This window comes from Methanomethylovorans sp. PtaU1.Bin093, from assembly GCF_002067275.1.
In the GTDB taxonomy this organism is placed as follows: Archaea; Halobacteriota; Methanosarcinia; order Methanosarcinales; family Methanosarcinaceae; genus Methanomethylovorans.
The window spans coordinates 52073-68684 of record NZ_MVQX01000013.1; the positions used below are offsets into that span (position 1 = coordinate 52073).

A 16612-nucleotide genomic window follows, 5' to 3' on the forward strand; every position below is an offset into this window, starting at 1 on the left:
TCAGATAGACCTTCCTATTCTAAGAATAGTGGTTGCCATTTCCTGAAGTCTGACCATGTCCTTTTCAAAGTCCTTCAGGAATCTCTCCACAGCAGGACCTGCTATAGCACCCTGTATAGAAGGCTTGATAAGCTGTTCCTGTTCCAGTACTCTCAGTGAATAGCGCACTTTATGTGTCGGCATTCCTGTCTCTTCAGCAAGTTTGAGTATACCTATGGGCCCTTTTTCTATGACGGTCTTAAGGACCACCAGGTGCCTTTCAGATAGGTCCAGTTCCCTTTCGATCTGGTCAAAGAGCATTATACCACCTCGTTCTTCAGAATGCCTATGCCCTCGATCTCTATCTCTACCACGTCTCCGGGGTGGAAAGAACTTACGCCAGGAGGAGTACCTGTGGCGATGATATCCCCAACCTCGAGTGTCATGATGTTGGATATGAACTCAAGGAGATAAGGTATTTCAAAAATGAGATTTGAAGTGGAGGAATCCTGTTTAGTCATACCGTTCACCCGACTGCGTATGCATAAGTTATCAGGATCTATATTCGCCGCCGGTGCTATAAAAGGCCCTACCGGCGCAAAGGTGTCAAAGCCTTTAGCACGTGTCCACTGACCATCCCTGCGTTGCAGATCCCTTGCAGTGACATCGTTGAAACAAGTAAACCCTGCGATCACATCCGCTGCATTCCCTCTTTTGATGTTCTTGCAGCGTTTGCCTATGACCACTGCCAGCTCCGCTTCAAAATCCACCTGTTCGCTCGCACGCGGATAGACGATCTTATCCATGTGTCCGATGACCGCTGAGGGTGGCTTGAGGAATAGTATAGGTTCCTTAGGTACAGGCATATTTATCTCAATGGCATGGTCATGATAGTTCAAGCCAACACATATTATCTTTGTGGGCACAGCGGGGGGAAGGATGTTCAGTTCGGAAAGTTCAAAGACCTTGCCTTCAACATTACCTTTTCCGATTACTTTGTTCCCATCCACATTTCCATAAAAGGTTTCATCCCTGTACCTGAAACGACCCAGCATATAGCTAAGGATTCGCTCTCATTGTAGATAAGAGTAAGTGTCAGAAACAGAAAAAGCCGTTAACTTATTTATCAAACAGGCAAAACCGCGTGTCAAATTTGAGCAGACACCTCAGGTAAATTATTTAAGCTGACCCTATCTAATTCCTCATATGGATTGGTATGTAATAGATGCAGTTGGGGTTGCTTACGAGCGTACAAAAAGGTGTCTTTTTGAGCCGTTTGATCTCTGGAAATGGGTAAAACTTGCGATGATCCTCATGCTCATAGGCGGAGGTTCGGGTCATGGAGGCAATTCTTTTAACTCTTTCAACTCTTTTTCGGATACCGATACGTATCCCGCATATGGTCCAGACCATGATCCGGGTTATGATTCGGAATTTGACCCATTTGATCTCATAGAAGATGCAGCTTCTGCAGTGTCCAGTTCAGCCGTTCTGGCAATCATAGCGCTGATATTTCTCTTGGTGATTGTCTTTATGTATATCTCAAGTGTTATGGAATTCGTGCTGGTAGAGTCTCTTGTCAGTAATAATGTAAAGTTCTGGGAATATACCCGCCGTTTCTTAGGTAAGGGATTTCATCTATTCCTTATCAGGATCGCAACACTCCTACTGTCTCTGTTAGTGCTTGCAGTGATCGTACTCCCATTTATCTTTATAAATGGTATGCCATCGGGTGATCATCTCTGGCTGTCACTGATCGGCGGAATCATGATGATCGTGTTTCTGCTCATTGTCTTTGTGCTCATTGCCTCTGTTCTGGGTTCATTCATAGGCATGTCCATCCCTGTAGCAATGTACCGTAATATAGGTGTGGTGTCAGCTATTTTGGAGGTTCTCAGGAAGTTCAAGCTTGACTGGCAGCAGATAATTGTTTATTGGGTTGGAAGGGCAGTTCTGGGGATCATAGTAGGTATAGTGGCTCTGATTGCCGTAATGCTTGCACTTCTGGTGACACTGATACCTTTCCTTATATTGGACCTAATTGTCTATTTCTTGCTGTCTTTGGTTCTATCGGGCTCAGAGTGGATAGTTCTTGTACCTTTAGTTCTGGTTGAAGTGATACTTTTCATAATTGCCATGGCTTTAGTAAGCATGCCTTTTGGGGCATTTCTAAAGTACCACATGTTGTCCTTCATGGAAAAATGGTATCCAGAAGCAGGTATTCCTTTTGGCCAGGGGATTGACATTAACATAGAGCAAGCAGCAGTGTCGTCGACCTGATATCTTTATTTCTTTTTAATTACTTTCTTGTTATTTTTTTAAAAATTTAAAAATCATCTGCTTGAACGTATACTATATATAAGGATACTTATTAATTGTAATGTAGCGGTAGAAAATATCTCTCTGCCGCTTTTAAAACGTTCAGGTCCGATCTGCAAAATGGGGGAAAGATAAGGTTGGATACACCTGAACTCGGCCAGTGGCCGGCTTAATTGGGGGAATAATAGATGCAATTATACAAAAGATCAATGGAATTATCTGTTTTGATCCTTGTTTTATTCGTGGGAATCACTGTTACTGCTGGAAGTGCTGAGTCCACTTTTTATTCCCAGTATGGGGGATCAGTGAGTATAGTAGATGTTGATCACAACGCCTCGGTGCAAGAGGTATCTTCCTTGCAGGACAAATTCGTGGTGATACATACTCTGAGTCCTGAAATCGTTGAGGTAGAAGTGGGAGATTCGGTCACATGGACCAATCTCCAAAGGCCAAAGAAGCCAATAGTTCTGGTGAGCGATGATGGGCTGTGGGGACCTCAGACCATTTACTATGGTAAGTCTTTTGCTTACACTTTCCAGGACACAGGAACATATACCTTTGTCATAGAAGGTACACAGATGAAAGGATCAGTGATTGTTTCGGAGAAGAGACTGGAAAGTCCTGCTGAAGGATCAGAAGCAGGTACAGCTCTCGGTTCAATGCCTATGATGGTCTGGAATGAAACGAAAAATACAACCCAGAGCATTATGCAGACTATGACAGGAACCGTTGCACAACTTACGAGGGAGACAAATGAATTCCTTATGATCACAACCATGCAACCAACATCCATGGAGGTGCAGGTTGGTGAGAATGTTACTTGGCACAATCTCCAGCGTCCAAAAAAGCCGATAGTGGTAGTAAGCAAGGAGAACCTGTGGGAACCTCAGACCATCTATTATGGCAAGACCTTTAGCTATACTTTCGAAACAGCTGGAAATTACACTTTCATGCTTGAAGGTACCAATATAACAGGTACTGTAATTGTTACAGAGCTTTCCATGGCAAGCGTGCCGGAATCGGTGGACGAGGCGGTCACACCTTCTGTTCCTGCACCAGGTCCGGTGATGGTTCAAAATGAAACAAGGGAGAAATCAACGGAAAAGGCAGGAGAAATGTTGCAGACTGCCACGCAGACGAAGGAATTTCTTATGATCATAACCCTGGAACCCACGTCAATGGAAATTGAAGCGGGAGAACCTGTGACATGGAGAAATCTCCAGCGTCCAAAAAAGCCGATAGTGGTAGTAAGCAAGGAGAATCTGTGGGAGCCTCAGACCATTTATTATGGTAAGACCTTCAGTTACACATTCGATAAGCCAGGTACGTATACTTTCGTGCTGGAGGGTACTGGGACCTCTGGTACTATTGTAGTAACATGAGTGCATCTTCCCCTTAAGGGAAGATGCAACTTCTTAACCATTTAGCTGCCAATCAGGCGGATGATCATGTAAAGAACAAACAGAACGAGTGCGCCTACAAGCCAGAATTTGATTGTTTCTGACAGGGGTATCCGCAGATTGGCATTTTTGCCTTCCATCTCAATATATGAAGATATACCTGCCTTCTCTGTCCTCTTCATGATCTTTTCGTTACTATCGGCTGAAATCTGGCTTTCTGCCTGATCTTTGTCGAAAGTCGGGCCTACATCCTGCTGTCCTATTGTTCTATCACTTTCTGGCTCTGCAAACTGTGCAGGCACGGCATTGTTCTGCAATCTTTCAGGTGTGTTTTTCCCCACCTCGTCATTATCAGGAACAACTTCTACGGCAATATTTTCGGAACTTATCACTTCTGAAGATCTAACAGGTTCAGGGTTCACTTCAATGATCTCATTTTCCTTTTCAGGCACTGTAGTTTCATTCTTCCTCATGTTGCTGAATAAAGATTCTTCTCCCAGCGGGGGAGTGAAGGATACTACCTCTTCAGCTTCTTCAAATGTTTTTGATTCCGTTTCCTCTGCAGAGGTAGCAGGAGAATGTTCAGTTTCATCTTCCGTATATTGTATATTTTCCTGGATATATTGTGTTCCTTCTTTCACGGTATCAGGTGCAAAAACCCTGTTTTCTTCCTCGGGAGAGTCCGTCTTTTTTAGAGGAATGTCCAGGGAAGGGTTAAGGAAAGTGGCTTTATCATAGCATTTCTTTGCCTCGTCGAACTTGCCCATATTCTCAAGGATCTTTCCTTTTTTTACCCATCCACTGACATTATTGGGTTCCAGTTCCAGAGAACGGGTGAAATAGTCCAGTTTCTTTTCCGGGTCCTGGCTTTTGACCCCCATATTAAACCAGTTCTCTGCTTCCTTTTGTTTTTTCTTGGATCTCACATCGTCCATCAAGCCCATAAGCACACCTCATTTTTTATTAACAAACCAAACATCTTCCATCCTTACAACTAATCAGATCCGTTGGTATATATAATACACTAAATGTCGGCATCAATGATAATTATTCAGCAATGTATCTTTATCAGAACGACTTCTTTTGTCCTGAAGGACCCCTTGAATATTCCCCAAATTCACTACCTACAAGCTCTTTTCCATTGAATACAGGTCCGTCCTTGCACACTCTAACACCAGCGTCGTCCATGCAGCATGCGCCACAGATCCCTATCCCGCATTTGAAATATCTGTGAAGGCTGAACTCCGTGCGTTCCAATGCCCTTTCCCGCTCAAGGATCCCAAAGACCCTTTTCATCATCATTTCCGGACCACAAGTATATATCCTGTCATATCCTGAAACGTCAAGTTCGTCAAGCACATCTGTCACAAAGCCGCAGCGATGTGCAGAGCCATCATCTGTAGTGATGTAGACCTGTCCGCATTGCAGGAACCTGTCCATGAACAACAGCTCATTGACGTTCCTGGCTCCCAGGATGGTGGTTACCTGAGAACATACGGATAATGCCTTTTCAGCAAGCGGAGCAAGAGGTGCTGCTCCAACTCCTCCTGCAATGAGTAATGCACTTTCTCCCTCTTCTGGAAGTGTGAACCCTCTTCCGAAAGGTCCTCTCAATCCCACAGATCCACCTTCCTGTATTTCGAACAGGCGTGATGTGGCATCTCCTACTTTCTGTACGGTAACGGCATTTTTGTAGGAAAGTGTCATGGGGATCTCATCCACGCCTCTTATCCATACCATGACGAACTGGCCGATCATAGCATCTTCAAAAGAATGATCAAAAAAGAAGGTACGTGTGGAGGGGGTTTCATCCACTATTCTTACAATATTAGCATTCATTGGAAGCATCAGAACCTCTCGTGCGCAATTCCGGTGATATCTTCGATCTTCGTATAGCCGTGCTCTTTCAGGAACCAGTTGATACCTGCAGTTATGTCGGAGAATACATTCAGTCCCTCAAAGACCCCGGAGCCTATTTGCACGGCACTGGCACCTGCCATGATCATTTCCACCGCATGTTGCCAGGTTGATATGCCTCCTACTCCTATTATCGGTATGTCCAGGTTCGCATTGAGGTCATAAACACATTTTACAGCAACAGGGCGCACTGCTTCTCCGGAAAGGCCGCCGAAGCGGTTGCCAAGTACAGGATAACCTGAATGTATATCTATTGCCATACCGCGTACGGTGTTGATTGCCACCACTGCATCTGCTCCTCCTGCCTGAGCCGCCTTACCTATTGTAACGATGTCTGTGACGTTTGGTGTAAGTTTCACCCACACCGGTGCATCGGCAATTTCACATACAGCCGAAGTTACTGCTTTTACCATTGACGGATCGGTGCCTACCGAAGCCCCATATCCCATAGCATGAGGACAACTTACATTAAGTTCAAAAGCATCAGGTTTTCCTGATATCAGTCCTTCTGCAACCATGCGGAACTCTTCAGGATCGCCACCAAAAATACTTGCTATTACGGGCACTCCGGCTTTATCCTTTGCTTTTTCCAGTTCCGGCAAAAAAGCTTCATAGGAAGGATTTGGCAAACCCATGGCGTTCAGGTATCCACATTCAAGCTTCACCATACTTGGATTGCTATGTCCGTCCTTTGGTTGTGGTCCGATAGACTTTGTTACCACTGCACCTGCCCCTTCGCGAGCCATCCGGATAAGCGAAGCACCTGTAGTGCCCATGATGCCTGCAGCAAGTATTGTCGGATTCTTTAAGTGCAGACCTGTGATGTTCATCATGGAAAACCTCTTAAAAATTCTACATGCTCACTTGTTGATCCTGAGTTTGGAAACCGCTTCTTTCACGAGGTCTTTGCCGCCCATAGCTACCAGCTCCTTGCCAAGTCTGGAGGCATGGCTGCGGTGATCTTCAAGAGGGATTACCTCCTCGATACGGACCTGGCGGGTCCCATCAAGGGAAAGGACCTCTGCAAGTACTTTCACCTCATCATTGTTAATGAACTGTGAAAAGGAGCCTATAGGGGCTGTGCATCCCCCCTCCACATCTTTTATCACCATGCGTTCTATTTCAGTGGCAATACGGGTCTGAGTGTGATTAAGCTGAGAGGTAACTGTTGCCGCTTCCGAGCCGACGGGTGTCACAACAGCTATCGTTCCCTGGTTGGCAGAAGGGCAAAACCTTTCAGTGTCCAGACGTTCCACATCCAGTTCCCATTTCATACGCTGTAAACCCGCTTCTGCGAGCATGATCCCATCGTAATGGCCATCCTCAAGTTTTTTCATGCGGGTGTTGATATTACCCCTGAGGTCTTTTATGTGCAGATCGGGTCTGTATCTTAAAAGCTGAGCTCTCCGGCGCATGGAAGTGGTACCGATCACTGCACCTATTGGCAGATCATCCAGCTTTGCTCCGTCCCTTGTCAGCAGCACATCATGGGGCGAATCCCTCTCAAGGACAGCAGATGTTGTAAGTTCCTTTGGCCTGACAGTTGGCAGGTCTTTCATGGAATGCACCGCGATCTCTATGAACCCTTCCACCATTCTGTCATCCAGCTCACGCACAAAGGCACCGACACCTGCCACTTCATGCAGGGGCCGGTCAGTGAACCTGTCACCAGTGGTCTTTATGATCTTACGGCTTGTTTCAATACCTCTGTCTGCCAGCATCCTGGCAACGATGTCCGCCTGTGCAAGAGCAAGGGCACTGCCTCGTGTTCCTATTATCATGTTAGTGCAACCTTATTTAAGATTTGCTTGGTATGCAGCCAGCAGCCTTTCCAGGTCTTCTTCAGAATGTGCAGTACAGAGGAAATTCGTTTCGAACTGCGATGGAGGCAGGAATATCCCGCTTTCCAGCATCCTGAAGAAGAATTTAAGATAACCTTCCTTGTCGCATCTAAGGACTTCCTGATAGTTGCGGGGTCTGTTTCCAAAGAAAACCTTGAACATCGAGGATACACCACACACATTGTAGTTAAGACCCAGGTCTTCCACGATATCGGTGATGCCAGCACGCAGTTGGTCCCCGGTGGCATTTAGTTTCTTGTGCACGTTCTCTTTTTCCAGTATATCAAGAACAGTGATTCCCGCAGCTACGGATGTGGGGCTGCCGCTATATGTGCCAGCCTGGTATACGCCACCAGAGGGGGCTACCATTTCCATGATCTCCCGTTTTCCTCCGAACACTCCTATGGGCATGCCACCGCCTATGATCTTACCTAAGGTGGTCATATCCGGAGTGACCTCGTAGTATTCCTGGGCTCCACCCATAGCCATGCGGAATCCTGTGATCACTTCATCAAAAATGAGCACTACATCGTTCTCTTCTGTGATCTTGCGCACTTCCCGGAGGTAACCGTCATCCGGAAGTATCGGACCAACATTACCCATCACAGGCTCCAGTATGAAAGCTGCAATATCCTGTCCGTACTTTTCCATTACCTCTGCCAGTGCCTCTATATCGTTGAAAGGCACCTGTAATGTATTCCTTGTGAAGTCCTCAGGTACTCCCAGAGAGTCAGGTTTTCCCAGAGTGGTGGCACCTGAACCGGCTTTAACGAGCACTGCATCATGTGCGCCATGAAAACCGCCTTCTATCTTGATGAACTTGTTCCTGCCGGTAAAACCACGTGCAACACGCAGGGCGCTCATAGTAGCCTCAGTACCTGTGGAAACGAACCTTACCATATCTATACTTGGATATATCCCTGCTATCCTTTCCGCAAGCTTGATCTCCAGTTCCGTGGGAGTGCCGTACAACCAGCCCTTATCAAGCTGTTCGATGATCGCCTGCTTTATTTTTGGGTTGGCATGTCCCAGTATCTTTGGGCCGTATGCAAGGCAGAAATCTATGTACTCATTGCCATCAGCATCGGTTATCTTCGATCCAGAGGCAGATGATGTATAAAATGGAAAGGGTTTTATGGCCCTGACAGGACTGCTAACTCCACCTGGTATTAATTTCCGTGCTTTTTCATATAATTTCTCTGATCTTGCCAATTCCATTAACATCACCATTCTATTATTTTAACATCCTTGCAAGGTCCTTAGCAAAATAGGTCAGTATCATGTCTGCTCCTGCTCTTTTGATGGAAAGCAGGGATTCATACATGACCTTATTCTCATCCAGCCAGCCCAAACGTGCAGCAGCTTTCAGCATTGCGAACTCCCCGCTGACATTGTATGCAGCAGTGGGCATCTTGAACTCTGTCTTGATGCGATAGAGTACGTCGAGGTAAGGAAGGGCAGGTTTTACCATAATAACATCGGCCCCTTCCAATATATCCAGTTCTGCTTCCCTTATTGCTTCATCAGAATTTGCAGGGTCCATCTGGTAACTGGAACGGTCCCCAAACGAATATCCGGAATCAGCTGCTTCCCTGAAAGGTCCGTAAAAAGCAGAAGAATACTTCGCTGCATATGACATTATAGGCACATCACTGCAGTTACTTTTGTCAAGTGCATCTCTAATGGCAGTTATCATCCCATCCATCATTCCGGAAGGAGCTACCATATCTGCCCCGGCCAGCGCATGGCTTACTGCAGTTTTTCCAAGCAGGGGAAGTGTGGGATCGTTCAATATCTGTTCATGTTCCATATCAACTACACCACAATGGCCATGACTTGTATATTCGCACAGGCATACATCTGTTATAACATACATGTCCTTTCCAAGCTCGCTCTTTATCTCACGCACCGCCCGCTGTACTACATCATCCTGTCCCCATGCGCTGCTTCCTCTCTCATCTTTTGTGGAAGGTATCCCAAAGAGTATAACGGCGGGAATCCCCAGGTCTGCTGCTTCTTTAGCATCATCTGCTGCCATATCTACGGGAAGCCGGGAGATTCCCGGCATTGAGGACATTGCCAGTGGTGAATCGATATTTTCGTCCACGAACATGGGGTAGATAAGGTCATCGACCGAAAGTGAGGTCTCACGGACCATATCTCTTATCTTGCCGCTTCTTAGCCTTCTCATCCTAACCTGTGGGAACATTTGATCACTTCTGTTATTTGCATTTATTACTATTCTTTTCCGGGATCTTATCAATATTGAACAGCCTTGAGACCACATCCAGCAGCTCATCATCGTTCATTTCTGCAGCATTGCGCAGAACCTTTGTAGGCTCTGCCAATATCTTATTGACAATTGAATGTGTAAGGTCATCCAGCACTTTGTTCTCTATCTCACCAATGGTGTGGTAGGCGCGCAGTTTAGTTACTGCACGTTCTTTTTCCTGCTTTCTTACATTATACACACTGGCATAAATGGCAGAAACTATATGGTCGGCTTTCTGCTGCTTGTATTGTTTCAGAAGCAAGCACATCTCCTCATCAACTATTTTTTCTGCCTTCTTAGCTTCTTCCTTGCGTTGTGCAAGGTTCCTTTCGTTTATGATCCTTAGATTATCGATATTATAGAGTTTGACATGCCCTATCTCTGCAACACTAGATTCAATATCTCTCGGGTTGGCGATATCGATGAGAAGTAGGTCCCTTTCCCGGCCTTTCATGATCTCTTCTATCAAAGATCTTTTAAGTACATAGTGAGGTGCTGACGTGGCACTGATCACTACATCTGCCTTCCGTACATTTTCGGCCAGGTTCTCAAAACGCACTGCATGGCCTCCCATGCTATTGGCCAGATCTCGGGCTTTTTCAAAAGTGCGATTCGCTATATATATCAGGTCCATATCTCTATGGGCAAGCGCCCTGGTCACAAGAGTTCCCATCTCCCCGGTGCCTATCACGAGGATCATTTTTCCTTCCAGGCCACCAAGTACCATTTCAGCCAGATCGACTGCAGCTGAGCCAATTGATACCGCACCTCTGTTCACTTCTGTTTCCGTGCGGACGCGCTTACCTACCTGTATGGCTTTGCTGAAGGCCGTATCAAGCATTCTCCCGGTAGTACCTGTTTTTTTTGCTAGCAGGTACATATCTCTTATCTGGCCAAGGATCTGGTCTTCGCCGACTATCATGGATTCCAGTCCGCAAGCCAGCCGAAGCAGGTGTAAAAGTGACTCGTTGTGGTCCAGGAATTCGACCACCTGTAAGGGAAAGGCCATACTTTTTGCAAAATTGAACAGCACACTGCTACCTTTCGGGGAAACCACATATATCTCTATGCGGTTGCAGGTCTTCATTACCACACATTCGTGGACGAACTCATTGGAATAAAGGTTCCTGAGCACTTCTTCAAGGTCACCGTTCCAGGACCTTTCCATTTCTTCTATACTGGCTTTGGAATGGGTTATCACCATGCTGTTGATCTCGGTCAATGTGTACCTCCATCGTTACTAATGGGCGGCTCCATTTCTGAGATATGGGAGTGTGGTTCCATGATATCAATCTTTCTTATTGATTTGTTCCTGTACTATATCATATGCTCTCTTATACGCTTTTTCGTATGATCCAGCGATGTATTCCCAGACAATCGGATCTTCCAGTACTTTCCAGAGGATCGATCTGCGATGCTTTTGTTCTTTCACATGTTCCTTTAGATAGTTTCTGATATCGTTCTGCAGTATTATCATCTGCTCGTATTCGGGGGTAATGACCTTTTCGATTTTCTGACGGACATATCTTGAAAAGGCCGGACTTGCACCAGAGGTGGAAATACCTATTACAAGATCTCCTCTGTGGATCACAGCTGGTATCGTTATTTCCCCTATGGTGTCTACCTGATTTGTCAATATGTTCAGGGACCTTGCAATGGATGTGATCCTATCGTTTATTTGTCTGTTACTGGTTGCAGGGATCACAAGAAAAGCATCATCTACAAGCTCTTTGATATTGTTATCTGAAAGCGTGCCTGCATCCGTTCGTATCAGTGTTACAAGATCTTGATCATGGAGCTCACTTAGTCTGTGAGAGAAATTTCTGCTGACCACGATCGTATTTGCATATTCGCTGAACAATTCTGCCTTTCTCTCCCCTACGGAGCCTCCGCCAAAGATCACCACTGTTCTGTCGTGCAGGTCGACCATCAGCGGAAGAAATCGTTTGTTCTCTGGCATGTTATTCTCCTATTTGATACTGGGATCTATGATGTTACTAAAGTCTTATGCCAATCTTCTTAAATTCCTTCTCACTGAACATGACCTTATAGTCATCTATTCCTGTAAGTTTTGATATTTCTTCGGCAATGGCCAGGCAGTCATCACGGGAATACGAATGGACCATTGTGAAAATATTGTACGGCCAGCCAGGATGACGGGGGCGGGCATAACAATGTGTCACATCATCTATGGTTGCCATTATTCCACCCACATCTTCCACATCTTCATCGGGAACGTTCCAGACGCACATTGCATTAGCAGTAATACCGATGTCCCGATGTCCTATGGAGGCGCCGAATCTTCTTATTATGCCCAGCTCTTTCATCAAAGTGATCTGCTTAACGACTTCTTCCTCGGTTATGCCAAGCTGTTGTGAAATATCTTGGTAAGGTGATGAAGTGATGGGTATGCCTTCCTGTGTCAGGATAAGTATCTGTTTTTGAATATCTGTCATTTCCATAGTATCACTTTATCTTGAACTTGACCCCTATCTTGAACAGCTGGGTGGTTGGCAGGTCCATCATTGGACATTGGATCTCCTGCCTCAGTTCCTCAAGTATTTCCTGCAGGCGTTCGTTGCTGGATGCGGAGAGGGTGAACCATACATTATAATCTCCGGGACGCAGATAGTTGTGTGATACTTCAGGATAGGAGTTTATTAGTTCTGCGATCTGTTCTATCTTCTCTTCCGGGGCTTTCAAAGCAACAAGCGTACCTACACGACCGGTCTCTTTACTGTTTATAATAGGTCCTATACGCCTTACAGCTCCTTCGTCCAGAAGGCGTTGCATGCGTTTGATCACTTCGTCCTCAGAGATCCCTGTCTTATCTGCCAGTATCCTGAAAGGATGTGCATCAAGTGGGAAATCCAGTTGTACAAGATTGAGGAGTTTCTTATCTGTTTCATCTAGCAGGATCATGTGAGCCCTCGTTTTTAGGTATGTAAATACAGTATGGTTCTTCGGCGAGGTAGTCTCCAGTCGCTGCATAAGCTCGTGCCCTGCATCCGGAGCATACATTCTTGAATTCGCACCTGCCACATTTGCCTTTCAATTTTGAAGTATCTCTCAGGTCTTTGAATACCTGTGCATCAGTCCAGATTTCCCTGAAGGGCAGCTGCCTTATGTTACCTGCACGCACTGGCAGGTATCCGCAGGGATACACATCACCTGTACTGGAAACAAAGCAAAAACCTGTGCCTCCAAGACAACCTTTTGTCATTGCCTCGTATCCGTGAGTTTTGACCGAGACCTCAATACCCTCTTTCTTGGCACGCTGGCGCATTATACGGAAATAATGGGGTGCACATGTTGCCTTCAACTGGATAGGTGTTGTTTTTTGCTGTTCATAGAACCAGTTAAGGACACGCTCATACTCAACAGGCGGTATCTCTTCATTTTCCATTTCTTTACCCCTGCCTGTGGGTACAAGCAAAAATATATGTAAAGCCTCTGCGCCGATATCTTCTGCCATTCTGAGAATATGGGGTATCTCATCAACATTCCTTTTTGTAACAGTAGTATTTATTTGGAACTCTATGCCTGCTTTTTTAAGTGCTTCTATACCTCTCATGGAACCTTCAAAAGCACCCGGAACACAGCGAAAATCGTCATGTGAACTTGCAGTAGCCCCATCGAGACTTACGCTCACCCTTTTGATACCTGCTTCAAGAAGCTGCTTCGTGACCTCTTCGGTGACAAGTGTACCATTTGTGGCAAGCACAACCCTTAGCCCTTTTTCGGTACCATAACGTGCTAGTTCGTATACATCTCCTCTTACAAGAGGTTCACCACCGCTAAGGATCAAAATGGGATTGCCCATTTCCGCTATCTCATCGATGAAATGTTTCGCTTCCTTAGCGTCAAGCTCTCCTTCAGGTATCTGTGAAGTAGAGGCTCCTCTGCAGTGTTTACAAGAAAGGTTGCAGCCAGCGGTCAGTTCCCACGCAATTAATCTGGGAGGTTTGAAAGAAGGCTCAATATTTTGTTCCATATTGATCTCAAAGGTTACAGTTATTTTTGGTATTTACTATCATAAATTTAGTATTTACAGTAAATATTTGATATATTGTGTCAATCGGCTTAAATAGGATGTGTCTATACTCACTAACCCATATTAATAATTAGTTGTGTTGTTTAAAGATGCGGACGTGTAACTATGAAATATGGGCATTTGTTCACAGATGATCAGTATGCAATAAAGGTGGTAATGTGGAAGCTTTCGTTGTTGCCTTCTTTATAACCTGGATAGTTATACTTTTATATATCCTTCGCATGATTAGGACTTATTCCCATTTGCAACGTGAGATAAACATACTTAAGAAAGTGGGCAGGAATTGAGTTAGGTATGGAAAAACAGCAAAAAACCATTGCAGCTATCCTGTTCGTGACATTGGTTGCGGTAATTGGTCTGTGGGGGATTGATCTTTCCCAGGGTTACTCAATGGTATCCGAATTGACAAATGATCCCCAATCACATATAGGGGATGAGGTCAATACCATGGGCAACATAAAGAACGGGACTTTACAGGTAGCACCAGGCATTATTACTTTTTTGCTGGTAGATGTGGAGGATCATGTTTCTGAGATCCAGGTAGAGTATACCGGTGATCTGCCTGCAAACTTTGCTGAAGGGCAGGGCATAAGTCTGAGCGGGACCATGGTTTCTGCTCAGAAGATAGAAGCGCACCAGATAGTGATGGGATGCCCATCTAAATATACTGAGTAATGTTATTTGAATGGGTAAAGCAAGATAGCGGATATGGTCAAATTATGATGAGAGTCGAGGATTTTGAGGAGTACAGGCAGATCAATCTAGCACTTGCAGGTCTTATCCACAAGATGGATGGGTCTTCTCAGATGAAGAAGATGTTAAATCATGTGTGCAGTTCTGGTGGGAAAAAAATAAGACCTCTCATCCTGATGCTTTCCACAGAAGTATGTGGCGGAGATATGAATAAGAGCATCGATGCTGCACTGGCTATTGAGCTGATACACTCAGCTTCTCTTATCCACGATGATCTTCTTGATGGTGGCATCCTAAGAAGGGGAATGCCTTCGGCCCATGAGAAATATGGAGTTGCAGCGGCACTTCTTTGTGGTGATTTTCTCATCTCTAAGGCGATAACGCTCATCTCGTCATATGGGCATGATGCAGTCTATGAGTTCGGAAGTGCAGGAATGTACATGGCTGAAGGGGAAACGATAGATATAAAAAGTGTGAACGAGGAATTCAGGCAGAAGAACTATTTCGATTGCATTAATAAAAAAACAGCTTCCCTTTTTGCATCCAGTGCAGCGATAGGAGCATATATCGCAGGATGCAGTAAGGATGAGGCTTTGAGATTCCATGCATTCGGGGAGAATGTGGGCATAGCATACCAGGTAGTTGATGATCTTCTGGAGTTCCTTGAAGAACTTGAAGACAAGAAGTCCACACAAGAATCAGTTACATTGCCTCAAATATTCAATCGTGCTCTGGGACGTGAAGAGGCAGTAAAAAGGACCATTGCAGAGGTTCACAGATATGTGGGCTTTGCCAAAGACCTGCTGAGCACGTTCAGGCCATGCGCTGCAAGGGAAAAATTGCTGCAGATCACTGATTATATAACGGTTGACCTGCTCCCGGGCACGATATGAATCCTTCTATTAATTTCAATTTCAGGTGAACGGATGCGAGTATACGATAGATCGGTTATCAGAATAGATGCTGGTATCGAGAATGGAAAAGTAGTGCTTGAAAGTGAAGGGCCATTAAATCCTATTGCTAAACCAATTATCAGCAGGATCAATGGTATCTTTCAGGAAGAGAAGCCTATATGTGCCGATGAGCAGAACATTGTTTTTTCAACGTGGGTACCTCCTATACCGGGTGATGTGTTCAACAGGTTAATCAGTGCAGAAATAAGCTCGATACTCAAAAAAAGGGTTCCTGACCAGTTTTCCATTGGCGTGACTTCCAGGTGCCCTAATAATTGCATACACTGTGGAGCTGCTGATATTGTTACAAAGACCGAGCTTACCATTGAGCAGATCAACAGTACAGTATCGCAGGCGATTGAACTTGGTTCATACCATATTTCCATTGATGGTGGCGAGACCATGATGCGTAATGATCTCCCTGAAATGGTAAAGGCCGTGGACAAGAACAAAGCTATTGTTACCTGCTTTACTTCCGGTTTCAGGCTTACAGAAGAAAGGGCGAAGGATCTGAAGGCTGCAGGTCTTTATGCCACCCATATAAGTATTGATAGTCCCCGGGAAGAGGAACATGACCGGGTTCGAGGGCGTGAGGGGGCTTTTAAGGACAGTCTACAGGGTATCAAGAGCACTTTGGGAGCTGGCATGTTAGCTGATATGTTCGTAGTTGTTTCACCTCATAATATTGATGAACTTGAGGATTTCTACGGGCTTGCTGAAAACCTGGGCATGCATGAATTGTCCATCTATGAGATCGTTGCAGTTGGGCGCTGGCTGGAACACGAGGATGAGGTAATTTCAGACTCAGACGTGAAGATGCTGGGAAGGTTCCAGAAGGAAAAGAACACAAAGCCAAGCGGTCCAAGGGTGACAGCTCTTCCATATTTCATGGGACCTGATCAGTTCGGTTGTTTCGCTGGCAGAAGATGGATGCATGTCACAGCGGGAGGAGATGTTCTTCCCTGTGCTTATACGCCTTTCTCTTTTGGGAACATAACGGAGGAAGGGCTGGATGCAATCTGGAAGCGGATGGGGCAACATGAAGCGTACAGGAAGAATGCAGATTTTTGCAGGATGCGGGACCAGAGATTCAGGCAAAAATACATTCATGTTATCCCCAAAGATGCCACTTTGCCATTAAGGCTTGATAGGCCTTAAAAGAAAAAGGATGTTATCCTTTATAT

The 16612-nt window shown here is 45.3% G+C and carries 19 protein-coding genes; 6 read left to right on the plus strand and 13 right to left on the minus strand.

From position 1 onward, the window contains the following. A complete protein-coding gene (locus tag A4E24_RS00725) occupies nt 1-300 on the minus strand; it encodes a hypothetical protein (protein WP_292350840.1) in 300 nt (99 codons plus the stop codon). After that, nucleotides 300-1034: a fumarylacetoacetate hydrolase family protein gene (locus A4E24_RS00730; RefSeq protein ID WP_292350842.1), complete on the minus strand. Its 735-nt coding sequence runs from the start codon at nt 1032-1034 to the stop codon at nt 300-302. The genes A4E24_RS00725 and A4E24_RS00730 overlap by 1 nt, the downstream gene beginning before the upstream one ends. Nucleotides 1035-1185: 151 nt before the next feature. Here A4E24_RS00730 and A4E24_RS00735 point away from each other — a divergent pair, with 151 nt between their 5' ends. Both A4E24_RS00735 and A4E24_RS00740 read left to right on the plus strand, forming a co-directional pair. After that, complete coding sequence (locus A4E24_RS00735; protein WP_292350843.1) at nt 1186-2259, plus strand: hypothetical protein; 1074 nt, start codon at nt 1186-1188, stop codon at nt 2257-2259. Nucleotides 2260-2486: 227 nt separating this feature from the next. Beyond that, nucleotides 2487-3680: a hypothetical protein gene (locus A4E24_RS00740; protein ID WP_292350844.1), complete on the plus strand. Its 1194-nt coding sequence runs from the start codon at nt 2487-2489 to the stop codon at nt 3678-3680. Between the two features lie 41 nt (nt 3681-3721). Here A4E24_RS00740 and A4E24_RS00745 read toward each other — a convergent pair whose 3' ends face one another. From A4E24_RS00745 to ahbD, 11 genes are all read right to left on the minus strand, one after another. Continuing rightward, entirely contained in the window at nt 3722-4642 is a 921-nt protein-coding gene (locus A4E24_RS00745) for a tetratricopeptide repeat protein (protein ID WP_292350845.1), read from the minus strand. A gap of 124 nt (nt 4643-4766) precedes the next feature. Beyond that, nucleotides 4767-5546: a dihydroorotate dehydrogenase electron transfer subunit gene (locus A4E24_RS00750; RefSeq protein ID WP_292350846.1), complete on the minus strand. Its 780-nt coding sequence runs from the start codon at nt 5544-5546 to the stop codon at nt 4767-4769. Continuing rightward, nucleotides 5546-6448, minus strand: a complete 903-nt coding sequence (locus A4E24_RS00755) for a dihydroorotate dehydrogenase (protein ID WP_292350847.1) — start codon at nt 6446-6448, stop codon at nt 5546-5548. The genes A4E24_RS00750 and A4E24_RS00755 overlap by 1 nt, the downstream gene beginning before the upstream one ends. A gap of 27 nt (nt 6449-6475) precedes the next feature. Then, a complete protein-coding gene (gene hemC / locus A4E24_RS00760) occupies nt 6476-7396 on the minus strand; it encodes a hydroxymethylbilane synthase (RefSeq protein ID WP_292350848.1) in 921 nt (306 codons plus the stop codon). A gap of 12 nt (nt 7397-7408) precedes the next feature. Next, entirely contained in the window at nt 7409-8680 is a 1272-nt protein-coding gene (gene hemL, locus A4E24_RS00765) for a glutamate-1-semialdehyde 2,1-aminomutase (protein WP_394334448.1), read from the minus strand. Between the two features lie 10 nt (nt 8681-8690). Further along, entirely contained in the window at nt 8691-9665 is a 975-nt protein-coding gene (gene hemB / locus A4E24_RS00770; protein ID WP_292350850.1) for a porphobilinogen synthase, read from the minus strand. Nucleotides 9666-9678: 13 nt separating this feature from the next. Beyond that, complete coding sequence (gene hemA, locus A4E24_RS00775; protein ID WP_292350851.1) at nt 9679-10950, minus strand: glutamyl-tRNA reductase; 1272 nt, start codon at nt 10948-10950, stop codon at nt 9679-9681. Nucleotides 10951-11016: 66 nt separating this feature from the next. Next, complete coding sequence (locus tag A4E24_RS00780) at nt 11017-11688, minus strand: bifunctional precorrin-2 dehydrogenase/sirohydrochlorin ferrochelatase (RefSeq protein ID WP_292350853.1); 672 nt, start codon at nt 11686-11688, stop codon at nt 11017-11019. A gap of 37 nt (nt 11689-11725) precedes the next feature. Further along, the gene (gene ahbB, locus A4E24_RS00785) at nt 11726-12190 is read right to left on the minus strand and encodes a siroheme decarboxylase subunit beta (protein WP_292350854.1); all 465 of its coding nucleotides are present in this window, start codon (nt 12188-12190) and stop codon (nt 11726-11728) included. A gap of 4 nt (nt 12191-12194) precedes the next feature. Beyond that, entirely contained in the window at nt 12195-12650 is a 456-nt protein-coding gene (locus tag A4E24_RS00790) for an AsnC family transcriptional regulator (RefSeq protein WP_292350856.1), read from the minus strand. After that, complete coding sequence (ahbD, locus tag A4E24_RS00795; RefSeq protein ID WP_292350858.1) at nt 12634-13722, minus strand: heme b synthase; 1089 nt, start codon at nt 13720-13722, stop codon at nt 12634-12636. Before ahbD ends, A4E24_RS00790 begins: the two co-directional genes overlap by 17 nt. Nucleotides 13723-13940: 218 nt before the next feature. On the opposite strand from ahbD, the gene A4E24_RS10750 reads away from it, so the two are divergent. From A4E24_RS10750 to A4E24_RS00810, 4 genes are read left to right on the plus strand one after another with little or no spacing between them, the layout of a single operon-like run. Continuing rightward, nucleotides 13941-14069, plus strand: a complete 129-nt coding sequence (locus A4E24_RS10750; protein WP_367121127.1) for a CcmD family protein — start codon at nt 13941-13943, stop codon at nt 14067-14069. 7 nt (nt 14070-14076) lie between these two features. Further along, nucleotides 14077-14457, plus strand: coding sequence for a cytochrome c maturation protein CcmE (locus tag A4E24_RS00800; protein ID WP_292350860.1), 381 nt, complete (start codon nt 14077-14079; stop codon nt 14455-14457). 47 nt (nt 14458-14504) lie between these two features. Then, entirely contained in the window at nt 14505-15368 is an 864-nt protein-coding gene (locus A4E24_RS00805) for a polyprenyl synthetase family protein (protein ID WP_292350980.1), read from the plus strand. Between the two features lie 33 nt (nt 15369-15401). After that, nucleotides 15402-16586 (plus strand): radical SAM protein, encoded by a 1185-nt coding sequence (locus tag A4E24_RS00810; protein ID WP_292350862.1) that lies wholly within the window; start codon nt 15402-15404, stop codon nt 16584-16586. The last annotated feature ends 26 nt before the right edge of the window (nt 16587-16612 follow it).